This is a genomic window from Moraxella sp. I5G (assembly GCF_055193055.1).
The window spans coordinates 35,840-58,789 of sequence record NZ_JBUXLH010000007.1 but is presented as its reverse complement, the minus strand read 5'-3'; the positions used below and the strand labels follow the sequence as shown (position 1 = coordinate 58,789).

At 39.4% G+C, this 22,950-nt stretch carries 19 protein-coding genes; 3 read left to right on the top strand and 16 right to left on the bottom strand.

The window, feature by feature from the left end:
• Positions 1 to 24 precede the first annotated feature (24 nt).
• Positions 25 to 1,032, bottom strand: coding sequence for an adenosine kinase (locus tag ACZBKJ_RS05270; protein WP_463199891.1), 1,008 nt, complete (start codon positions 1,030 to 1,032; stop codon positions 25 to 27).
• Between the two features lie 149 nt (positions 1,033 to 1,181).
• Here ACZBKJ_RS05270 and ACZBKJ_RS05265 point away from each other — a divergent pair, with 149 nt between their 5' ends.
• Complete coding sequence (locus ACZBKJ_RS05265) at positions 1,182 to 1,787, top strand: rhomboid family intramembrane serine protease (RefSeq protein WP_463199890.1); 606 nt, start codon at positions 1,182 to 1,184, stop codon at positions 1,785 to 1,787.
• Positions 1,788 to 1,855: 68 nt separating this feature from the next.
• Here ACZBKJ_RS05265 and ACZBKJ_RS05260 read toward each other — a convergent pair whose 3' ends face one another.
• The 12 genes from ACZBKJ_RS05260 to ACZBKJ_RS05205 form a co-directional block, all read right to left on the bottom strand.
• Positions 1,856 to 3,220 (bottom strand): diaminobutyrate--2-oxoglutarate transaminase, encoded by a 1,365-nt coding sequence (locus ACZBKJ_RS05260; RefSeq protein WP_463199889.1) that lies wholly within the window; start codon positions 3,218 to 3,220, stop codon positions 1,856 to 1,858.
• Positions 3,221 to 3,539: 319 nt separating this feature from the next.
• Entirely contained in the window at positions 3,540 to 6,164 is a 2,625-nt protein-coding gene (locus ACZBKJ_RS05255) for a bifunctional aconitate hydratase 2/2-methylisocitrate dehydratase (protein WP_463199956.1), read from the bottom strand.
• Positions 6,165 to 6,341: 177 nt separating this feature from the next.
• The gene (gene gloA / locus ACZBKJ_RS05250; RefSeq protein WP_463199888.1) at positions 6,342 to 6,875 is read right to left on the bottom strand and encodes a lactoylglutathione lyase; all 534 of its coding nucleotides are present in this window, start codon (positions 6,873 to 6,875) and stop codon (positions 6,342 to 6,344) included.
• 29 nt (positions 6,876 to 6,904) lie between these two features.
• Positions 6,905 to 7,531 carry a carbonic anhydrase gene (locus ACZBKJ_RS05245; RefSeq protein WP_463199887.1) on the bottom strand — a complete coding sequence of 209 codons (627 nt, stop codon included), beginning with the start codon at positions 7,529 to 7,531 and terminating at the stop codon, positions 6,905 to 6,907.
• A 10-nt stretch (positions 7,532 to 7,541) separates the two neighbouring features.
• Positions 7,542 to 8,654: a hypothetical protein gene (locus ACZBKJ_RS05240; RefSeq protein ID WP_463199886.1), complete on the bottom strand. Its 1,113-nt coding sequence runs from the start codon at positions 8,652 to 8,654 to the stop codon at positions 7,542 to 7,544.
• A gap of 1 nt (position 8,655) precedes the next feature.
• The gene (gene aroB / locus ACZBKJ_RS05235) at positions 8,656 to 9,774 is read right to left on the bottom strand and encodes a 3-dehydroquinate synthase (RefSeq protein WP_463199885.1); all 1,119 of its coding nucleotides are present in this window, start codon (positions 9,772 to 9,774) and stop codon (positions 8,656 to 8,658) included.
• Positions 9,775 to 9,795: 21 nt separating this feature from the next.
• The gene (locus ACZBKJ_RS05230; protein WP_463199884.1) at positions 9,796 to 10,416 is read right to left on the bottom strand and encodes a shikimate kinase; all 621 of its coding nucleotides are present in this window, start codon (positions 10,414 to 10,416) and stop codon (positions 9,796 to 9,798) included.
• A gap of 145 nt (positions 10,417 to 10,561) precedes the next feature.
• Complete coding sequence (locus ACZBKJ_RS05225; RefSeq protein WP_463199883.1) at positions 10,562 to 12,682, bottom strand: type IV pilus secretin PilQ; 2,121 nt, start codon at positions 12,680 to 12,682, stop codon at positions 10,562 to 10,564.
• Between the two features lie 29 nt (positions 12,683 to 12,711).
• Positions 12,712 to 13,251, bottom strand: a complete 540-nt coding sequence (locus tag ACZBKJ_RS05220; RefSeq protein WP_463199882.1) for a pilus assembly protein PilP — start codon at positions 13,249 to 13,251, stop codon at positions 12,712 to 12,714.
• Positions 13,251 to 14,120 (bottom strand): type IV pilus inner membrane component PilO, encoded by an 870-nt coding sequence (locus ACZBKJ_RS05215; RefSeq protein WP_463199881.1) that lies wholly within the window; start codon positions 14,118 to 14,120, stop codon positions 13,251 to 13,253. The genes ACZBKJ_RS05220 and ACZBKJ_RS05215 overlap by 1 nt, the downstream gene beginning before the upstream one ends.
• Complete coding sequence (locus ACZBKJ_RS05210; RefSeq protein WP_463199880.1) at positions 14,120 to 15,025, bottom strand: PilN domain-containing protein; 906 nt, start codon at positions 15,023 to 15,025, stop codon at positions 14,120 to 14,122. The genes ACZBKJ_RS05215 and ACZBKJ_RS05210 overlap by 1 nt, the downstream gene beginning before the upstream one ends.
• Positions 15,025 to 16,083 carry a pilus assembly protein PilM gene (locus ACZBKJ_RS05205; protein ID WP_463199879.1) on the bottom strand — a complete coding sequence of 353 codons (1,059 nt, stop codon included), beginning with the start codon at positions 16,081 to 16,083 and terminating at the stop codon, positions 15,025 to 15,027. Before ACZBKJ_RS05205 ends, ACZBKJ_RS05210 begins: the two co-directional genes overlap by 1 nt.
• A 217-nt stretch (positions 16,084 to 16,300) precedes the next feature.
• Here ACZBKJ_RS05205 and ACZBKJ_RS05200 point away from each other — a divergent pair, with 217 nt between their 5' ends.
• Together ACZBKJ_RS05200 and argJ are read left to right on the top strand one after the other, a co-directional pair.
• Entirely contained in the window at positions 16,301 to 18,955 is a 2,655-nt protein-coding gene (locus tag ACZBKJ_RS05200; protein ID WP_463199878.1) for a penicillin-binding protein 1A, read from the top strand.
• Between the two features lie 84 nt (positions 18,956 to 19,039).
• Positions 19,040 to 20,272 carry a bifunctional glutamate N-acetyltransferase/amino-acid acetyltransferase ArgJ gene (gene argJ / locus ACZBKJ_RS05195; protein ID WP_463199955.1) on the top strand — a complete coding sequence of 411 codons (1,233 nt, stop codon included), beginning with the start codon at positions 19,040 to 19,042 and terminating at the stop codon, positions 20,270 to 20,272.
• A gap of 77 nt (positions 20,273 to 20,349) precedes the next feature.
• On the opposite strand, the gene ACZBKJ_RS05190 is transcribed toward argJ, so the two are convergent.
• The 3 genes from ACZBKJ_RS05190 to murI all read right to left on the bottom strand — a co-directional run bounded on the left by ACZBKJ_RS05190 (position 20,350) and on the right by murI (position 22,708).
• A complete protein-coding gene (locus ACZBKJ_RS05190) occupies positions 20,350 to 20,523 on the bottom strand; it encodes a hypothetical protein (protein ID WP_463199877.1) in 174 nt (57 codons plus the stop codon).
• On the bottom strand, positions 20,520 to 21,527 hold the full coding sequence (locus ACZBKJ_RS05185; protein ID WP_463199875.1) for a DUF4062 domain-containing protein: 1,008 nt from the start codon (positions 21,525 to 21,527) through the stop codon (positions 20,520 to 20,522). The genes ACZBKJ_RS05190 and ACZBKJ_RS05185 overlap by 4 nt, the downstream gene beginning before the upstream one ends.
• Positions 21,528 to 21,835: 308 nt before the next feature.
• Entirely contained in the window at positions 21,836 to 22,708 is an 873-nt protein-coding gene (murI, locus tag ACZBKJ_RS05180) for a glutamate racemase (protein ID WP_463199874.1), read from the bottom strand.
• Positions 22,709 to 22,950: the final 242 nt, after the last annotated feature.

The window sequence follows — 22,950 nt, the reverse complement described above, 5'->3', positions numbered from 1 at the left end:
TAAATAATCTAGTTAATCAGATAATTAAATCATTTGATTTTTTGCGTTTACATAATTACTCTTATCCAATCTCGCCCCAAACTTTGCCACCACTTGACTAGCAACCAATCCTGCCAGCATGACACACTTTTTTATGTCCAACCCTTGAGTTAAGCCGTATAAAAACGCGCCTGCAAAGTTATCGCCTGCTCCATTAGTATCCACCACCGCTTTTGCAGAAGGTACGGCGATTTTCTCAATGCTGATATTTTCAGCCAATTTTTGGGCAAGATGAGTTGGATTTTTACCATTGGTTACAACTGCTAAGTTTACGTAATCCAGCAGTGTTTGCACTGCTTTTTCATCGTCATCGCTATCTGAAAAAATTTTGGCTTCGTCCAAATTGCAAAAAATCATATCCGCACCCAAAGCCAGCCAGTCCAACAGCCCTTGTTTAGCAAATGTTACGACTGCTGGGTCAGCAAAACTAACTGCAATTTTAACATTATTAGTTTTAGCGGTACTAATCAGCTGACGAATGACAGGCAGTAACGTTTCATTCATCGCCAAATAGCCTTCTAAATATAAAATTTTTGCACCCTTTAGAACATCAAAATCAATATTTTTCATGCCAATTTCACTGCTTGCTCCCAAATAAGTTTGCATTGTACGCTCACCATCAGGTGTAACCAAAACCGCGCAGCTTCCCGTTACTCCATGAATCATGGCTTTATCTTTGCAAGTCCTTACACCAAAATCAGCTAAATCTGATAAATAAAACTCTCCAAACTCATCATCGCCCACACAGCAGTGATAATAAGCCGTTCCACCCAACCCAGCAAAAGCACACACCGAATTGGCAGCACTGCCACCGCCTGTTTTTTTAGCAGAATAAACTTGATGGCTGGCAAGCTTTGAAAACAAAGCGTTTTGAGCATCTTTTTCGGCAAGCGTCATACTGCCACGAGCAAGCCCTATTTTCGCCAAAATTTCTTCATTCAACTCAAATTCAGTATCTACCAGTGCATTTCCAATCGCAATAAAATCGTACATAAAAACCCAATTTAATTTAAAAAAATCATTATAGCAAAATCAACCCATAACACAAATTAAAATTATTCCATTAAATTTATTATTATTTACCAAAAAATTAATTTAACTTATAATAAATTATTTTATTTATTTTTATTTATTTTTTTATTATGACTCATACAACTGTTATTTTAATTATTACTATTTTAGTAAGTTTAATGGCTTGGCAAATGCCAAATTTATTAAGACGGTTGGTTTTTAATGCTACGCTTGTTCAAAAAGGTGAAATTGACCGTTTTATTACTTATGGTTTTGTTCATAAAGACGGTTGGCATTTATTGTTTAATATGTTTAATTTTTTCTTTTTTGGACAAGCAATAGAAAAACTATATATTTATAAATTTGGATTTTTAGGTTTTTTATTATTTTATATTAGCGCGATTGCTGTCTCAGCCATTCCTGATTTTATAAAATATAAAAATAACCCTAATTACATTACACTGGGCGCATCAGGAGGCGTAACGGCTGTTATATTTGCTTTTGTATTATTATATCCTTGGAATTTAATTTATTTTTTTGGAATTCTTCCAATTCCAGCTATTTTATTTGCTATTATTTATATGGCTTATAGCATTTACGCTAATAAACAAAATAATAGCCATGTTAATCATTTAGCTCATTTAACAGGGGCATTATTTGGCACTGTTGCCACAATCATCATTGAACCCAAAGTACTCATTCATTTTTTGTATGCCCTTTTACATCCAAAATTTTGATAAATAAAAAAAAGAGCTTAAATAAATTAAGCTCTTTTTTAGATAATAATTTAGCAATGATAAATTCATCAGCCACGCACTGACGCTAACGCCTGTATCACTGATTTTTCAAAACGACTCACCATTTCTTCACAGTCTTTCTGGCTGATATTGACCGCACACAGTACGCGTACAACGTTACCGCCACGTCCACCGCGTTCTAGCAGTAATTTATTGTTAAAACATGCTTTTTGGATTGCCGCAGCAAGCTCGCCATCTTCTGGGTATGAGCCGATTTGATTGGCAGATTGACGCTCATCAACAATCTCAATTCCCATCATCAAGCCTTTACCACGCACATGACCGATACAAGGATACTTTTTGGACAGTTCTTGCAAAGCGGTCATCAAATATTCACCGCGCTCTTTAGCATTTTGAGCAAGGTTTTCTTCACGCATGATTTTAAGAGCGGTAAAGCCTGCCGCCATTGACAGCTGACTGCCACGAAACGTGCCTGTGTGCCCAGCAGGCTGCCAAGCATCAAATTGTTTTTTGATGGCAAGTACCGCAAGAGGTAGACTGCCACCAATTGCCTTACTCATCACCACGATGTCAGGTAAAATGCCAGCGTGTTCAAAGGCAAACATTTTGCCGCTACGACAAAATCCAGCTTGCACTTCATCAACAATCATTAAAATACCATGTTTTTGCGTAACTTCACGGATTTTTTGTAAAAATTCAATTGGTGCTGGTACAACACCGCCCTCCCCTTGAATCGCTTCTAAAATTACCGCTGCAGGCTTAACCACGCCACTTTCTACATCTTCAATAAAATTTTCAAAGTAATACGTTAAAGCTTTTGCGCCTTGTTCACCGCCAATTCCTAAAGGGCAACGATATTCGTGTGGGTATGGTAAAAATTGCACACCCGCCATTAAGTTTTGCACGTTATTTTTGGCATTTAGGTTGCCCGTCAAGGACAATGCTCCATGCGTCATGCCATGAAAACCACCAGAAAAAGCGATTACATTGCCGCGTCCTGTATAGGTTTTGGCAAGTTTAATTGCTGCTTCATTAGCATCAGCTCCCGATGGACCTGTAAACTGCAATACATACTCATCTTTTGGAAAAAACGACAACAATTCAGCACTGAACGCATCTTTCATCGGAGTTGTCAAATCCAATGTATGTAATGGCAAGCCACTATCCAGCACTTCTTTTATTGCTGAAATAATTTGGGGATGGTTGTGCCCTAAAGCTAGGGTGCCAGCGCCCGCTAAAAAGTCAAGGTACTCGTTGCCTTCAACATCGGTTACCCAAGAACCTTTAGCCTTAGCAATGGCTAGGGGAAGCTTACGGGGATAACTACGAACATTAGATTCCATTTTATTTTGACGGTCTAAATAATATTTGTTGGTGGCATGGGAAATTGGATTTACAGGTGTAACGCTCATATCAGATTACCATCTCAGATAGGGGTTAAAAGAAAAAACCCATAAAACTTAAATCATTCAGTTTTAAGGTTCAGTGATATTGGTAAAATACCAATCTAGATTTAACAAGAGCAAATATCAAACCTGCCATCTATATATTGGCAAATTTTGATGATTCAACCGCTTGTACGGCAATATTTTAATTGTGCTTTTAAAACCAATGATTTTAAAAAAGCGGTAAATTATACCACATTCATTTTTGTTGTCCATTCTACTTTACAAAAAAATAAAAAAAAATACCACCATCATAAGACAGTGGTATTTTTTTATTTGGGTGTGATTAGGTCAATTGAGCTACGTTGATTTTATATGACTTTTCAGTGTAATCAGTCATTTTATCAAAGTTTAAATAATTATAAACTTCGGCTTCCATAGATTGCAGCTTACCAGCATAGTTCATGTATTCATCCACTGTTGGCAATTTACCAAGTACAGACGCCACAGAAGCTAATTCTGCTGATGCTAGATACACATTCGCCCCTTGACCTAAACGGTTCGGGAAGTTACGAGTAGACGTCGAAACCGCTGTGCTATTAGGAGCAATACGAGCTTGGTTACCCATACATAGTGAACAGCCAGGCATTTCAGTACGGGCGCCAGCTTGAGCATACGTATTGTAATAACCCTCATCCATCAATTGACGTTCGTCCATTTTAGTTGGTGGAGCAATCCATAAACGAGTGGTTAGGCTGCCTGCTGGTACGCCAGAAAGCAATTTACCTGCTGCGCGGAAATGACCAATGTTGGTCATACAAGAACCAATAAACACTTCATCGATCTTATCACCAGCTACTTCTGATAATAATTTAGCATCATCAGGGTCGTTTGGACAGCATAGGATTGGTTCTTTAATTTCAGATAAATCAATCTCATACACTTTTGCGTATTCAGCATCTGCATCAGCTTTTAATAGACTTGGATTATCCAACCATTTTTGCATGTTTTCAGCACGGCGCGCCAAAGTACGAGCATCACCATAACCTTCAGCAATCATCCATTTTAACATGACAATATTTGAACGAAGATATTCGGCAACTTTATCTTCTGACACCGTAATCGCACAGCCTGCGGCAGAACGTTCAGCCGATGCATCTGACAACTCAAACGCTTGTTCAACGGTTAAGTCATTTTCCATTTCAGTTAGGTCAATTTCTAAAATACGACCTGAGAAAATGTTTTTCTTACCTTTTTTCTCAACCGTCAAATCGCCAGCTTGGATTGCATAATAAGGGATGGCATGCACCAAATCACGCAGCGTAATACCAGGCTGCATTTTTCCTTTGAATTTTACCAACACTGATTCTGGCATATCAAGCGGCATCACGCCTGTTGCTGCTGCGAACGCCACCAATCCAGAACCTGCCGGGAAAGAAATACCAATTGGGAAACGAGTATGACTGTCGCCACCTGTGCCTACGGTATCTGGTAGTAGCATACGGTTTAACCATGAATGAATTACACCATCACCTGGGCGAAGTGAAACGCCGCCACGATTCATAATAAAATCAGGTAGCGTATGATGTGTAACTACATCAATGGGTTTTGGATAGGCTGCGGTATGACAGAATGATTGCATCACCAAATCCGCTGAAAAACCAAGGCACGCCAAATCTTTTAATTCATCGCGTGTCATTGGACCTGTTGTGTCTTGCGAACCAACAGTGGTCATTTTTGGCTCACAATAAGTGCCTGGACGGATGCCCTTGCCTTCTGGTAAGCCGCAAGCACGTCCAACCATTTTTTGGGCAAGCGTATATCCTTTGCCAGTATCAACTGGTTGTTCTGGGGCACGGAATAAGGTTGAAGGCTCAAGCCCTAAAGCTTCGCGAGCTTTAGCAGTTAAACTGCGCCCAATGATTAAATTGATACGGCCACCTGCGCGAACTTCATCAAGCAATACAGGTGTTTTTAGGGTAGATTGAGCAATTTGCTCACCATTTTTAAAGGCAGAAACGGTTGCATTTGCATGGTCAATTTTTAGAGTAACTTCATCACCCATGTTCATGCTGGTAACATCAATTTCGATCGGCAGTGCGCCTGCATCTTCCATAGTGTTAAAAAAGATAGGCGCAATTTTACCGCCCAAACAAACACCGCCATCTTTTTTATTTGGAATGTGAGGCAATTCGTTACCAAAGAACCAAAGTACTGAGTTGGTTGCTGATTTACGGCTTGAACCTGTACCAACAACATCACCCACATAAGCCACTTGATTACCTTTGGCAATCAGTTCTTTAATTTGACTTAAAGGACCAACCTCACCTGGTTTTTCAGGATTGATGCCGTCTCGGGTATTTTTAAGCATGGCATTGGCATGTAGTGGAATATCGGGACGACTCCACGCATCTTGAGCAGGCGATAAATCATCAGTGTTGGTTTCACCAGTTACTTTAAATACAGTAATCTTAATCTCTTGTGGTACGTCAGGACGACTGGTAAACCATTCAGCATTTGCCCAAGATTCAAGCACTGCTTTAGCGTGAGCATTACCCGCCTTGGCTTTTTCTTCTACGTCATGAAACGCATCAAATACTAGCAAAGTCTTTTTTAAAGCATCTGCTGCCAAGCCGCCAAGTTCAGCGTTATCCAAAAGCTCAATCAATGGTGCAACATTGTAACCGCCCAACATTGTTCCCAATAAATACACTGCATGTTCTTTACTAACTAAAGGTGAAACAGTTTCACCTTTGGCAACAGCATTTAAAAAAGCAGCTTTAACATAAGCAGCTTGGTCAACACCTGCTGGCACACGGTTTTCTAATAAATCCACCAAATAAGCTTCTTCACCCGCTGGTGGGTTTTTTAATAAAGCAACCAAATCAGCGGTTTGTGCATCGGTTAAAGGTTGTGGCGGAACGCCTAAAGCTGCACGTTCTTCCACGTGTTTTCTGTATTCAGCAAGCATTGACATAGATGGTTCCTTTTCAAGTTTTTGAGTGCTTGATTTTAAAAATCAAGTGCCTAGTCAAAATTATGGGAAAGCCCATAAATTTTCTTGTTATCATACCCCAAAACGTTGATAAATTCAAAAAATCGCTAATTAATACCCAACATTTTTTTAAAAAATAATGGGTATATTGCATCAGTATTTGATTTCAATTAACTCAATCCAGTAACCATCAGGGTCTTTAATAAATGCAATGTCTTTCATGCCGCCTTCTTCAGGGCGTTTTTGAAAGATGACTTCATTTTTATCAAACCATGCTACAGCTTCTTCTAAACTAGGAACACTAAAACAAATATGCCCAAAACCACGTGGTTCGCTATTACCATTATGGTAAGAAAAATCGGCATCGTTTTCACTGCCATAGTTATGAGTTAATTCCAAAATTGCTCGCTGACGTGAAACATAAGCGGCTAAATCCACAACCTCTGGTAAATTTTCTCGCTCTTCTTGGGTTAATTTTGCCAAAAAATACAAATCAAATTTTGCATCAGGATACTGACTGTGGCGCAATAGCGTCATACCCAAAATTCCTGTATAAAATTCAAGCGATTTGACTGGGTCTTTTACTCGCAACATGGTGTGATTATAAACAAAACCTTCCGATACTAAAGGAATGTTTTGCACTCCTTTAATCTGTAAAGAATTTTTAGGTTGAGAAATGGTTTTCATAGTTTACTCTCAATTATTTTGATTGATTTTTATTCAATAAAATTAACTTTGCCTGTGGTTACATCGTATTCAGCGCCAACAATCATCAATTGTCCACTGTTTACTAAATCTTCCAAAATCCGTGAGCCATGTTTTAACTGACTCACCGACATACGCACATTAGCGCGTACCGCACGACTCATAAACTCTGCCATATCTGCGGTTTTGTCGCCTGCAGTCATAATTTCGTGTAAATTATAAACACTGGGGCGAATTCTATCGACAATGGATTGCAGATTTGGAGAATAATACTGTTCTGGATTAATCAAAGTGTCCACACAAGCACTGACTGCCCCACAGTTACTATGCCCTAAAACCACCACCAAATGCGTACCAAATTTTTCAGCAGCAAATTCAATAGAGCCAATTTGACTAGGAGCAACAATATTTCCTGCCACCCGAATCACGAACAAATCACCCAAACTTTGGTCAAAAATCAGTTCAACAGGTACACGTGCATCCGAACAACCCAAAATAATGGCTTTAGGCTTTTGCTTATCAACCAATTCTGGAGGTGGAATTTTTAACATGTCAGTACTGGCAAGATTGGCAATATAACGCTCATTACCCGCCTTTAAATCTGCCAAAACAGTTTTTGCATCTACATTTTCTATCATGATTTATCCATTAATCTGAACCGGGCGTGCTTGGCGTATTAGTCATTGGCACGGCAACGGGTTCCTTTGGTTTATGCTCAGGTTTTGGTCTGTTTTCAGTACGCGATTCTGTTTTATTATCCGTTCGAGTTTCAGCTCTATGCTCAGGTCTGGATTTGTGTTCAACTTTTTGACTGTGTTCTTTTTTAGTGGTATATTCAACTTTACCATGAGCTTTATATTCTACAGTATCATCAGCTTGATTTTCGCGCACCGTTTCTCTTTGCGGTTTTGGTTTTGGTTTTTGCTGGACAGGTGCATTGTTATTTTGACGGTTTTCATTCACGCGATTACTACGCTGTTCAGTGTTGGCATTTGAGCGAGAGCCTGTATTGCCATAAGACACCTCACCTTGTTCGGTAGATTTTGCTCCAGATGTTGTATTTTGTGGTTTCATATGCTGAGCAGGCGGTGGAGTGCTTGGCTTACTGACTTCTTTAGGTGTGGCAGGTGGCACTTGAGATTTAGTTGCTTGCAGGCGAATTTTTCTTGGTGCGTTGGGCGCTAAATCAACAATATCATCATTGCGCTCATAAGTATCAATCATACTTAAATAACGTTCCATTTTTTCTGGTACAGCAGCCACTGTTGACGGCAAACCCAAATCAGTAGCTTTGGCTAAATTGGTTGCATCTTGGCTGGATTTTGCCAAACCATAAGTTAAAATATAACGCGACTCACCTGCTTTGTTTTTATAACGAAAATAGGCGAACTTATCACGGTCATTTCTCCCTTTTAGATAACCAGTGATGATGTCATGCTCGGCAACATCCATTACCTGCATAGTCCAACTACGTTTGTGTTTTTCAAAATATTTTTTATCCTTAAATTCGGCAGGATAATTACGTAAATCACGAATCAAGGTAGATGATACATCTAGGACAGGAACCTCTTTAGAAAATTGGGTGAAATTTTCTATTTTTTTTGGCAAAGGCAAATCCTGGCTGGTGATATCTGCTGTTTTGCTTGTTTGAGTTGCTTTAGGCGGTGTTGCTGTCATCCATGTTCCAAGCCAAATAACACAAAATACCCCAGCAGTTATCAGCCAACCGATAAAACTTGAATTTTTATTTGCAACTGCCATCTTATTCTCCCACAACCATATATTCATCAATGCTGTGCAGCACTTTAGTTAATTTAGCCATATCAAAATCCGCTGTTACAAAGGCTTTGCCTAATTTTTGCAGTAAAATCAAACGCAGTTTGCCTTTTTGCACTTTTTTGTCATGTCCCATCAAATCAAGTGCCGTTGCCACATCAATCACTGGTGGTTTGACTGGTAAATTAAACGTTTGTAATAAGTTTACCACACGCAAAACGTCGGGTTTGTGCAAAAGACCCATTTGGCACGATAACGCCAGCGCCTGAACCATGCCTGCTGACACCGCCTCGCCATGAAGCCATTGACCATACCCTTCATGCGTTTCAATCACATGACCAAAAGTATGACCAAAATTGAGTAAAGCGCGATTGCCTGATTCACGCTCATCGGCTGCCACAATTTTGGCTTTATAATCACAGCATTGATACACCATCTGACTTAAAGTTTCGCCATCTTGAGCTAAAATTTTTTGACTGTTTTGTTCCAACCAATCCAAAAAAGATTCATCAAAAATCAGTGCGTATTTCACCACTTCAGCAAGTCCTGCACAAAATTCTCGTTTTGGCAAGGTTTTAAAAGTTGCCATATCCGCCAAGACGCAAACGGGTTGCCAAAACGCACCAATCATATTTTTACCAAGAGGATGATTAATGCCTGTTTTTCCGCCAACTGATGAATCAACTTGGGCTAGTAGCGTTGTTGGTACTTGGATAAAATTCACTCCACGCATATAACTAGCGGCAGCAAATCCAGTCATATCGCCAATAACCCCACCACCCAAAGCAATCAAGGTGCAATCTCTAGCAAAGTGATGAGTCATCAGTGCGTCATAAATAGCATTGATGCTTTGCTGGTTTTTATGATGCTCACCATCGGGCAAAATACAGCTTTGTACGTCAAAACCTGCTTTTTGTAATTGTGTTTGTAAATTTTCCAAATACAGTGGGGCAACTACATCGTTGCTAACAATCATCACCTGCTTACCAAAAATAAATGGCAGGATTGGTGTTGCCAAATCAAGATATTGAGAACTTGCCTTGATAAAAATGGGATACTGGTGGCTTTGGGCATGTACAGTTAATGTATGAGCTGTTGTAGTCATTATGTTGGTCTTTTATTCTAATTAAGGTTTTAAATCGGACAAGGTTTGATTGTATAAACTTTGACTGTATCGAGTCAAAACATCAAGTAAATCCAGCACCATTTGTTTAGGAAAAAGTCTGCCTGTTGGCATAACAATGGTAGCAACTTCTTGATATAATGGATTGCGTCTTTTATATAATGCCTCTAAAACCGCTTTGGGATTATCATTTTGTAAGAGCGGTCTGCCTTTGTCTTTTTTTGTGCGAATTAGCTGGGTTTCTACACTGGCATCCAAATAAATTACCAGACCTTGTTTTAGTAGTTCACGATTTTCGGCACGCTCTACCGCCCCGCCACCTGTTGCCATAACGATATTGGGCAAATGGACCAGTTCTTTGAGAGCTTGAGTTTCTCGTTTGCGAAAACCTGCCTCCCCTTCTTTTTCAAAAATCCATACAATATCTGCGCCCGTTTGGTCTGCAATATACCAATCACAATCGATAAACTCTCGCCCTAAATGCTTGGCGAGCAGTTTTCCGATGGTGGTTTTTCCAGCACCCATTGGTCCTACTAGAAAAATTGCAGGTAATTGATTGGATAAGGCAACTTTAGGTTTTTCTATCACCACATCTTCAATAATTGCCGAATCTTCTTCGTGCATAATTTATCACTATCGTTTTATAACATAACTAAAAAGTGGTTTATGATACAAGGTTTGTCAATATCTTTCTAGTGTATTTTTGCAATTTATTCATCACAAAAAAGACAGACTAAAGCCTGTCTTTTTTTATTTTGTTTAAAAACCATTAATTAATGCGGCTAATGCCATCATTAACCAAACGTGGCGTGATAAAAATCAGCAGTTCTTGCTTTTCATTCAGTTTATTATCGTATTTAAACAAACGTCCAACCCCAGGAATACTTCCTAAAAATGGTACTTTATTTTGACCATTTGAAATGGAATTACGGAACACACCACCAAGCACCACAGTTTGACCATCTTCTAAAACAACGTTGGTATCAATACTGTCTTGTCGAATTACTGGAACACCAGCAACGTATTCACTGGTTGTATCGCCATTTTTAATACTTAATTGCAACGAAATTTTGCCATCTGGAGTGATGTTAGGTGTTGCTTCTAATGTAAGTGATGCTTCTTTAAAGCTGACTGAAGTTGCGCCACTGGCTGAAGCTTCTTGATAAGGAATCTGCTTACCAGATGAGATTTTGGCTTTTTGTTTATCAGCAGTTAAAATTTTTGGTGCAGAGATCACTTCGCCACGACGTTCGGTTTGCATGGCTGACAAAGTCAAATCCAACAGCATATCACTAATACTTAGCAAGCCAATTTGAAATGCTGCGGATGTACCAGCTGCCGAACCTAAATTTACCGCCAAATTGGTTGGACTGCTTGTTTTGGTAGAGAATGGATTGGTAGATGAACCTTTAGTTGAACCCCATTTCACACCAATTTCTTTAGAAAAATTTTCGTTAGCATTAACAATGCGCGCCTCAATCATCACCTGTTTAACAGGAATGTCAATCTTGTCTATCAAAGCACGGATATTTTGAATACCCTCAGAACTGTCCTTAATAATGATGGTATTGGTACGCGGATCGGAGGTTACCACACCATCTGGATGGTCAAGTAGTGCCGTTTTGCTTATTCCTTCACCGCGATTACCTCTATTTGCATCATCAATCAACTTCATCACTTCAGCGGCTTTAGCGTAGTTTAAACGCACGTATTCTGCGCGCAGTGGCAAGAATTTTTTACGCTCTGCTTGTTTTTTGAGAACATCGTCTTCAGCTTTTTCCAATTCATCAATTGGAGCAACCAAAATCACATTACCATTTTGGCGTTTGCCCAAATTTTTACTTTTTAAAATAATGTCTAAAGCTTGATCCCAAGGTACATTAATTAAACGTAAAGTAATATTACCAGTTACGTTATCAGCAGCAACAATATTATTATTGGTGAATTGACCAAGAACGTCCAGCACAGTACGCACCGAAACATCTTGGAATTCCATGGATAAAGGCTCGCCAGTATAGGTTTTTTCTTCTATGGTTGGCTCACGCATAGGTTTTGGTGGTAAAACAGAGATATGTAAACTTGCGCCAGATTGATAAGCTTGGTATTCATAATCACTTGACATGCTAATGGTGATAACACCACTTTGACCCTGATTGACTGCATCAATACTAGACACCAAACCACCAGCATTAATACGGCGCAGCAAATGACGTGGGATGGTAGTGCCTTGAGTGCGAATAACAATTTTATTGCCTTGGCGTTGTACATCCACCGGAATAGCTTCGTTGGCAAGTGCAACAGTGATGTTGCCGCCCTTGCCCTTACCTGAATAATTAATGGATGAAATGCCATTGTAATTATTAGATAAAGAGCTTGAACTTGGCGCTAGCAGTGGGTTCACCGAAACACCAATTTGACCCTGCTGCACAGCTGGCTGTACTGGACGTGATGAGGTTGGCTGAGCAACAGGACTATTCATCATTGGAGCAGCTACTGAAGAAGCAGCGTTGCTCATTACGTTAATCAAAAGCTGATTGCCTTCAACCGCACTGGTATAACTTGCTGCGCCATTTAATCCCACCATCAAACGTGTTAAAGAACCACTATTTAAAGCAGTAACAGTATTCACCACACCACGGTTAATCGGCATAGTGCGTGGTAAACCGCTGCTGGTAGTTTGGTTAAAATCAAGCATCAACTGATTTGAGCCAGCTTGCTGATGGGCAACAGGAGTAACAGGCTGTCCGTCAAAACTAATGCGAAGCTGGGTAGTATTGTTAGAAATTTGGTTTGCTGAAAGTCCTGAAATGGCGGCAGCATGAGCTTCAACCATCATACTAACGGCTAAAGCTGTATAAGCAAAAATGGATTTTTTGGCTAGATTTTTCATTTTTTTATCCTCAAATTATTCGGGTAATGTCAGTTTGGTGAAACCAAATTGGCAGATTTTTCTACATAACCAAGTCGGGTATCTTCTACAATCTCAATCAAATTGATTTGTGTGGAAGTAATCTCAACGATACGTCCATAGTTTTTACCCATATAATCACCCACTTGCACATCGCGTACCAACCCATCAGGTGTTTGCACCAAACCATACTGTTGACCATTGGGGGCAATGACTTTGCCACGATACACAAGTTCAGTCAATTCATATGCCTCAAGTGGCTGTTTAGGACGATTGGTATCTGGTTTAACGCTTGGCATATTAGCAACACGTGCCTGCAGTTCAAGCAAACTTTGTGGGATAAACGGATTTCTTACATTGCTAGCTGCGTACTGAAAATCCTCAATTTTTTGTGGCTGTGGTGGCGGCTGAATTGGCTGCGCAGGTTGGGAGCGAATTTTTTGCATTTCTGCTTCCACAAGACTAACACGATCGCCACAACCAACCAATAATGTACTCAATGCCACCGCTAAAAAAGCCAATTTTGCAGGGTATTTTTTATGATGCAACATTATTTACTTCCTCCTGCATTTGCTTGATTTGCTTGAGCACCGTTTTGAGTATTAGCATTAGCTGGTGCGGATAAATCCACCTGTTTAGCACGATAGGTTTTGGTTTGTAGTACAAGTTGCAGCTCTGGCATTCTATCTAAACTTGGCTGAGGGTTTTTAACCTCAAAATCATGCATGGTAATGATACGTGGCAATGCCGCAATACCGCTCACAAATGAACCAAACTGATGGTAGTTACCCAATGCAATAATTTGGATAGGCTGCTCAATAAAGAATTCTTGCTCAACTTCAGGCTCAACAGAAATATCCTGAAACTTAACACCACTACCACTGCCAACCATGTTAATTCCATCCACAAGTTCAGGAACACGGGTGTCTTTAGGCAATTGGTTAAGTAGTTCAGTAAAATCAGTACGCATTTGGGCAACTTGCTGCTCATAAGCTTCTAAATGGCGTGCCTTAGATTCTTGTTGTTTGTATTGCTCAAGCAAAGCGGTTTGTTGAGATTCAGCAGCTTTGATTTCATCTAACTTTTTAGAAATAAGCAAAAACCACGCCAATACCAAAATCAGTATAAACAACATTGTCAACACAAATACTTTTACTGCAATGGGTGCACTGCCGTAATTTTGAGCATTTAATGAATTGACTTCCGCCATAAACTTTTTAAAGTTAAAGGCTTCTTTTTTCTTTGCCGATAAATTCTTTTTGCTTTTTGCTTTGCTAAGTTTGCCAGCTTTTGATTTGGAAGTCTTTGCAAACAAACCAGATAAAGGATTGCCAGCTTTTGGTTTTGATTGACTAGCGTCTTGGGCTTCTGATGCTTGAGTTACTTCACTGTTTTTTGGTTTTTTTAGACTAAATTTCATTACTGTCCTCCCGCTGGTGCTGTCGTGCCTTGAACTGGTGGCGGGTTATTTGCTGCTGGTGCTGGACTTGGCGCAGGTTGAGCTGGCTGTGCAGGCTGAGCGGCTGCATTAGGGTCAGCTGGTGCGTTTGTCGCTGGAGCAGCGCCATTAACTGCTGGAGCATTATCCACACCAATTGGTGCAGCAAGTGACGGGTCAAATCCTGATGGCGATGATGGGTCGGCTGGTGTTGTACCAGGCATCATAACTGCTTGTTCGCCTGTAGCATCATTTTGTTGTTCTTGTGGGTTTTGCACTTGGGTTGTTACCACAAATTCCACATAATTATCTTCAGGATACATTGGACGCGATGGTTCACCATTGGGATTTTGAGAGTTGGCTTGAGTATTTTGAGCAGTTTGTGGTTCTTGATAAGCCTGTAATTTGCTTTTAATACTTACCACGGCTGAGCCATCCAGCCATTGACTGCTATTTAGATTACGAACCAAGGCAGCAACCACGTTGGCATTATCTGCTTGTCCTGTGATGGTGATTAAATCATTTTCACGTTTAATTGATGTCAAATACATTGCACTAGGTACAGCACGCGCCATATCATCCCATACACGCACAGGAATGGAGCGTCGGCCTTGCAAATCTTGAATTACTTTCATTTGTGAAAGCATTTGTTCTCTTTGAGCTTCCAATTCTTTGATGGTGTTTAGCTTTGCCTCTAATTGTGCGTTTGCATCTTCTACACGTTTATTAGCATCTCTTTGATTGTTTAACGTATTATTTAAAACTGAGTAACCAATAAAAGTACAAATCGCCGCTAGCACAATCGTACCAACAATCAAAATATTAAATTCATTATTTCTTTTTTCGCGTTGCTCTTGACGCCATGGTAATAAGTTAATACGAGCCATCAGTCAAAACTCCTTAAAGCCAATCCACACGCCGCCAAAAGACTTGGGGCATCTTTTTGTAAAGCTGTGGTATCAATGCGATTACTGATAGACACTCCTTCAAAAGGATTAGCAATAGATACCAGTCCCCCCATGCGCTCTTGAACCATTTCCACAAGACCAGGTAAATTTGCTGTACCACCACATAGAACGATATGGTCAACGCTGTTGTATTCGCTGGATGAAAAATAAAACTGCAATGAACGGCTGATTTGTTGCACCACATTTTCAATAAATGGCATTAACACATTTTCACGATAATCAGGAGCCAATGTGTACTCATGTTTGCCAATGGTTGCATCATGGTAAGGCATGCCATAATGATTTTGGATGGCCTCAGTTAATTGTTCACCACCAAAACTTTGCTCACGGTTATAAATAAATTCACCATCTTTGGCAATGTATAACGTGGTTTGTTTATGACCAATATCAATCAGTGCAACTACTTTTGGGTTGTGTGGTAAATTATCCAACATCATCAAAGAAAACGTACGTTCAATGGCATAAGACTCAATATCCATTACTTTTGTCGTCAAACCACCAATTGCTAACGTCTCAACGCGTTGGTCCACATTTTCAGAACGAGAAGCCGCCAGTAGCACACGTACCAGACCATTTTGGGTTGATGGTCCTAATACTTCAAAATCCATATTAACTTCAGATAATGGATAAGGAATGTACTGTTCAGCGTCTAGACGAATTTGAGCTTCACGGTCAGCTTCGGATAAATCCGCTTCCATATCAATTACTTTGGTGATGACTGCCGAACCTGAAACCGCCGTTGCCGCTTCTTTACTACCGGCACCGCTTCTACGCACAACACGGGCAATCGCTTCACCAACTTCTTCAACATTGATGATATTTTTATCAACCACCCAACCTGGCTCAAGTGGTTCAACCCCATAAGACTTTAAATGAAGTCTGCCTTGCTGTCTTTGTAGTTCAACAAGTTTAACGGAAGTGGTGCTGACATCTAAACCGATAAGATGTCGCCCACCTTTGGTAGAAAATAGTCTCACAGACCTTATTCCTTATATTTTTAAATTACAGATATGATTACAATATGTAATAATTTAGTTAAAATAACTTTTATAAAAACACTTCGCGTTACAGTTATGATATATTTACAGCAAATTTTCGCTTCTATTTGCATAAATCTACATTTTTTGTAACGCAATCTTTACACAAAGAGTATAATACAACATTTAATAAGATTTTTAACTACCCCCAATTGCTATGTCTCAAACAAATTATGCCGTTCGTCTGATTTCTTGTCTTTTAAAGATAATTTTTGGAATTATTGCTTTATTTTTAATCATTACTATGGTGCTTCCAGTAGGTTTTTACGGTTTAGCAATGTATCTTGAACCAAGTTTACCGAATGTAAAAGAATTAAAAACCATGCAGTTACAAATGCCCTTACAAATTTATACAGCTGATAACAAATTAATTGGGCAATATGGCAATAAGTACTCTTTACCCATTACTCGCGAGGAATTACCCAAAAAACAAGTTCAAGCGTTTTTAGCCGCCGAAGATGATACGTTTTATGAACATACTGGCGTCAGCGTCAAAGGGTTAGGACGCGCCATTACTGAAGTCATTACTGATGATGAATCACAAACAGGTGGCTCAACCATCACCATGCAGGTCGCCAAAAACTATTTTTTAAGTTCTGAACGTACCCTGGAACGAAAAATCACCGAAATTTTTATTGCACGTAAAATTGAAAACAATTTAACCAAAGATGAAATTTTGACCTTATATGTCAATAAAATCTATCTTGGTGAAGGCGCTTACGGCATTCGGGCAGCAGCAAAACGGTATTTTAGTAAATCCCTTGAACATTTGACCTTGGCTGAGATGGCAATGCTAGCAGGACTGCCTAAAGCGCCATCAGCATTCAACCCCGTCAATAACCCCAAACGCGCCAAAGAAAGGCGAGACTGGATTATTGGGCGTATGTTAGATAAAGGCTACATCACTCAAGCTGAATATGACGTTGCAATAAACGCACCAATTGGATTGCATTTATACCGTGAAAAATTAGATTTAAACATGCCACATTTGGCAGAAATGGCAAGAAATTCACTGGTGGAAAAATACGGCGAACAGGTGATGGACAGCGGCTGGCGCGTACAATTAACTGTAGACAGTAAAGACCAAATTAACGCTGAAACCGCAGTAATTGCTGGCTTAAAAGGCTATGACCATGGTGGATATCGGGGCGTAGAAGCGCTATCTGGGGATTTAAAAAACTTTAAACCTTTTGATAATATGTTACCTGCTAAAATCACTCGAGTGCTTAGTGGCGGTATGTATGAGGCAGAACTGCAATCAGGCGAAAAAGTGCGAGTTTCGGGTCCAGGTACAGGTTGGGCGAAAAAGCATTTTGGTTATAACCGAGTTGATGGCAAAAAAGAAGAAACACCACGTTCAATTTCCGTAGGCAACATCGTTCGCGTAATTGAAAACAATGGTAGCTGGCGCATTACACAACCCACTCGTATACAAGGAGCGTTGGTTTCACTCAATCCTTCTAATGGTGCATTGATTGCAGCGGTGGGTGGTTTTAACTTTTACCACAGTAAATTTAACCGCGCCACGCAAGGTTATCGTCAGCCAGGTTCTATCATCAAACCTTTGATTTATGCTGCCGCTTTAGAAACTAAAAAATACACGCCAGACAGCATGATTTCAAACGCACCTTTACGAATTGGCAGCTGGCGACCTAAAAACGCAGGTGGTGGGTTTGGTGGTGTAGTGTCAATGCGTAATGCGTTGGCATTTTCTAGAAACTTGCCTTCCATTCGTATCATGCAAGGCGTAGGTATTGAAAAAACGCATAATATGCTGTCGCAATTTGGCTTAGAAAAAAACCGTCTACCGCCAACATATGCTTTAGCACTGGGTGCAACCGAAGCCACACCGTTACAAATGGCAACCGCTTACACCGCCTTTGTTAATGGTGGTCATAGAGTACAGCCATACTTCATCGAACGCATTTATGATTTTAACAATGAGACCATTTATCAAGCCAACCCTGAACGTGCGTGTGCGTTGTGTTTTAACAAAGAATTGGATAAGCTAAACGCCAAAATGGAAGAGGATTTTGGTAAAACACCAGAAGAACTTGCCAAAGAAGCCAGCGAAAAAGCTGCAGCTGAAGAAAAAGCTGATAAAAAATCAGCCAAAAAAGACAGTAAAAAAACCAAAGGGTCAGAAAAATCCGAAGAAAAAATCGACGAAAAGGATAAAAAAGGCGACGAAAAAGCAAAAACAGAAGAAACTGTTCCTGAGCTTGATGCAGCACCAATATTTGACCGCCTAAAACCAAAACAGCCCATTCACTACGCCAAAGCCGAACAGGCGCCACGCATCTTAGAACCAAAAACCGCCTATCAAATGGCAGGCATGTTAAGAAGTGTTGTGCTTGGCGGTACCGCTAAAAAAGCTCAAGCCTTAGGTCGTTCGGATATTGGTGGTAAAACAGGTACAACCAACCAAGCAAAAGATGTTTGGTTTGCAGGGGTCAATCCACGCAACGTTGCTGTGGTGTGGATGGGTTATGATGATCCTGCACCTTTGGGGGCTCATGCCTTTGGTGGTACGCTTGCCTTGCCAATTTGGGTGCGATTCATGAAAACGCAGCTTTCAGGCACGCCTGTACAGTGGGTCGTTGAAGAAAATATCGCCAAATCCAAAAAAGCTGACCAAAAAGTCATTGACATTACCGATGATGGCGCTGTTACCAATGAAGAAGAAGCCAAAGCCAAAGAAGCTGAAACCTCCAAAAAACAAAAAGAAGTTGACAGCATCAAAAGCGATACTGTACACGATGCTGGTGGCGTTATCGCAGAAGGCGATGGTGAAGATATTCCCGAAGAATAATCATAAAACGGCTTGCTTGCAAGTCGTTTTTTCAATTGTTTTGATGGATTTTCATAGATTATTAAACTGGTTGATTAAAAAATGATGACACAAAAATATCCACTACCTGATATTATTTATCCGATTCAAGGCATTAAAATTGGCATCGCACAAGCCAAAGTGCGTTATGAAAATCGCGATGATTTAACTATTTTTGAATTAAACTCAAACGCAAATACTGCCTTGGTCACCACTCAAAGCACCTTTGCTGCAGCTCCTGTGCAACTTGCCAAAGATTATATAACAAAAAATAATCCTCGTTATTTACTGATTAACACAGGCAACGCCAATGCGGCTACTGGCATTGATGGTATTGAGCGCGCCAAAAATACCTGTCAAAGTTTAGCTAATCTAACAAAAGTCAGCGTTGAGCAAGTTTTGCCTTTTTCTACAGGAGTAATTGGCGAAACTTTACCTGATAACAACATCATCAAAGCCCTACCAAATGCTCTTAATAATTTGAATGAGAATCATTGGGAGAAAGCATCTAGCGCCATCATGACCACTGATACTACTAAAAAAATTGCCAGCCAAGCTATAAAATTGGAGTATCATGGTCAAAAAATCCACTACCACGCCACAGGTATTGCCAAGGGTGCAGGTATGATTCGCCCTAACATGGCAACCATGCTCGCCTTTGTAGCAACTGATGCCCATATCGAACAAGCGCTACTACAAGCGATGTTAAAAAAACTGACTGACAAATCATTTAACCGCATCACCATTGATGGTGATACCTCAACCAATGATTGTTGCATTTTAATTGCTACAGGAAAATCCGACAACGCGCCATTAATTTCCGATGAACAACACCCACATTATTTACCTTTATATCAAATGCTTGAACAAATTTTTGTCAATTTAGCACAAATGATTGTCAAAGATGGTGAAGGTGCGACAAAATTTATCACTGTTACTGTTAAAGGTGGTAAAACCAGTGAAGATTGCGCAAAAGTTGCTTATAGTGTTGCTCATTCCCCACTGGTCAAAACCGCATTTTTTGCATCTGACCCAAATTGGGGTAGAATTTTAGCTGCTGTAGGTAAAGCTGGCGTAACGTTGTCAAAAGACAAAGTCAATGTATATCTAGATGAAGTGATGATTTGTCAGCGTGGTGGATTAGCTGATGGTTACACAGAAGATAAGGGACAAGCTATCATGAAGCGCCCACAAATTACCATCACCATTGATTTAGGGCAAGGCAAGGCATCCGACACGGTTTACACCTGCGATTTATCTTACGATTACGTTAAAATCAACGCTGATTATCGCAGTTAATTGTAACTCAGAATTTTAGTGAAAATAACAAAAATAAACTTCGCTAAAAACGAAGTTTATTTTCTAGGTGATAAAAATTAATCATCTTTGTCATCATCATCCCATTTAGCGTAGCTTGCTGCAGGGTCAATACCGCGTGATTTCATATAAGCGACCTGCTCTTCTAAAGTGCGCTTTTTTTCAGCACTGTGCATTTTTTCAGTTAATTCATTAAGTTCTTGTTTTAAATCCGTAGTATTTTGATTGCTCATAACAGTTCCTGCTCAGATTGATTAATAATAGCTCTGGCGCTTGGGGTTAATTCCCAAAATACATTGCTGCCTTGGGTGTGTACAGGTGTGATATGTCCTGCTAAATGCAGCTCATCTTGTATCCAAAAAACATCCGTCTTCACTACTTGATAGCGGCTTACCGCATGAACGTTGGGGCATTTGGCTTTGATAAAAGCATTGACTTTTTGTTTGTCAATTTGCTCGTTAAGACAGCGCGCAAAAGCTTGATTGGAAAATGGGCTTGCTACATTCATAAGTGCAGTAATAATTTGCCGCCAAGTCATTTCAAATGAAAAGGTAACATCGTTTAACGCCCCACCCTCAAAAGCATGAGCGGTACAATCCACGAAAAACTCACTATCCATCGCTAAAGCTGGTTTTAAGCTGCCACCTACTTCATCACGATGAGCAAATTTATGTGTGCGAATTTCATTCAAATGTTCGGTTTTTGTGTGGGCAGTAATGGTTGGTTTGTCTGATAATGTTGCAGATTGCGTTATTTGTACTTGATTATCTACCACAAAACGTTCATTGTCTTTTTGTTCAATAAATTTTCCAACCGTCGCCTCCAAAATAAAAAATATATTTTTGCTTTCGTCAAAATAATGTATATTCTCACTTGCTTGAGATTCAAGCATCCGCATAAAATCCAGCAAATGACGGTCTTGGCTTTCTTTAACGTCATAATGCGCTAAAATCACCAGTGGTTTTTTGGTAGCTCGAGCATTACTATAGCTTAGATGCAGCTGGCTTACCCCTGCTGGGTTGGGCTGACCATAAGAGCTACCAATCAATAAAATTACAACATCACAAGCGCTGATACACCGCCAACTGTAATTAGCAGAACGGCTGCATGCTATCCGCAAATCGGTCGTTAATGCCAAACGATTTTCGGCAAAGATGGCAATATCATCTTGGATTGCCTGCAACAAAGGGTCGCTAGCGATACACGCTAGATGTGCATGATAACGAAGTTGGGACACGGTTTTCTTGTTTCTCTGTTAAATTCAAATAGGTTAAAACTAAACCACAGATTACCTAAATAAAGATACTATTCATCATAATCATCACTTAAAACAATGACTTGATATTAAATAATTAAGATGGTACTTTAGTTAATTTTAAATTAACTTTTTTTGATAACTATGATTATTGTATGCTGATTATTATAATAATACAAGATTTCATACACAAAAAATCAGACGGTATTATAATTATTTTTTTAAAAAAATAAAGTATGATTTGGTAAATTTTTAAAAGAACAATAAATGAAAATTTTTAACAAAATCAATTATAAGCTTAAAATGTTTTCATCTTGGCTGAAAATAGGAATGATGGTTTGCTGATTGGTTAATGTTTTAACAATCATTAAAAGCTCATCGGTTAATTGGGTAGCATAAAGTTGTAACGGTGGATTTTGCGTTAAATTAGGTATTTCTTGACTGGCAATGTTAAAAATTTTTAATAACGATTGTACTCTTTGAGCAATTGCAAAACCTGAATCCACTAAAGTGATGGCAAGATTTTTTTTATTAATTTCATCTTGTAAAAAAGATTTAAAAAATGGATAATGCGTACATCCAAGCACGACTACATCTACGCCTGCTTTTGCCCATAAATGCGTCTGGTAAATCAATAAATTAGCAACCTGACTATCAATTGGCATACCCTGCTCAACCCAAGGCACAAGGCTGGGTTCAAAATGCTTAAATACTGTAACACCATTTGGTATCGCCACCTCGTTAATCACCTCATTAAGCAAATAGCCATTTAGTGTCGCTTTGGTGGCAAGTACAGCAATCTTTTTGGTTTGGGTGAGTTTACAAGCAGGTTTAACAGCTGGTACAAGTCCCACCACAGGTACACTGCATCTTTGTCTAATCGCTGTTAAGGCATAAGCAGATGCGCTGTTGCAGGCAATCACAATCAGTTTGCAGCCACGTTTACAAAGTCTTGCCACTGCTTGCAAAGTTAATAATAAAATCTCATCACCTGATTTATCACCATAAGGAACATTTTTGGTATCTGCATAATAAATAAACCGTTCATTGGGTAATAATTGACGTAAATGCTGATATACCGACAGTCCTCCAACGCCAGAATCAAATACTCCAATTGGAGCTTCATTTGGATTATTTATAAAATCTGGGTGCTGATTAATCATAAAACTGCCTTAATTTTCATCAACAATCTTAATTTATGCCACAATTACTATTTAGTTACATATATTGTTATTGTCAATTCAATCATCTGAATTTAACTATTAATACAATTTAGCAATTTTGCCCAAAATTAACCAAAAAAGCAAACGGATTATTTCTATTATCTTTTTTAATAGTATAAATATACTGAAATTAACTTGCCTAATTGTTTTATCCATTGGTAAAATATAAGTTTATTTCTCTT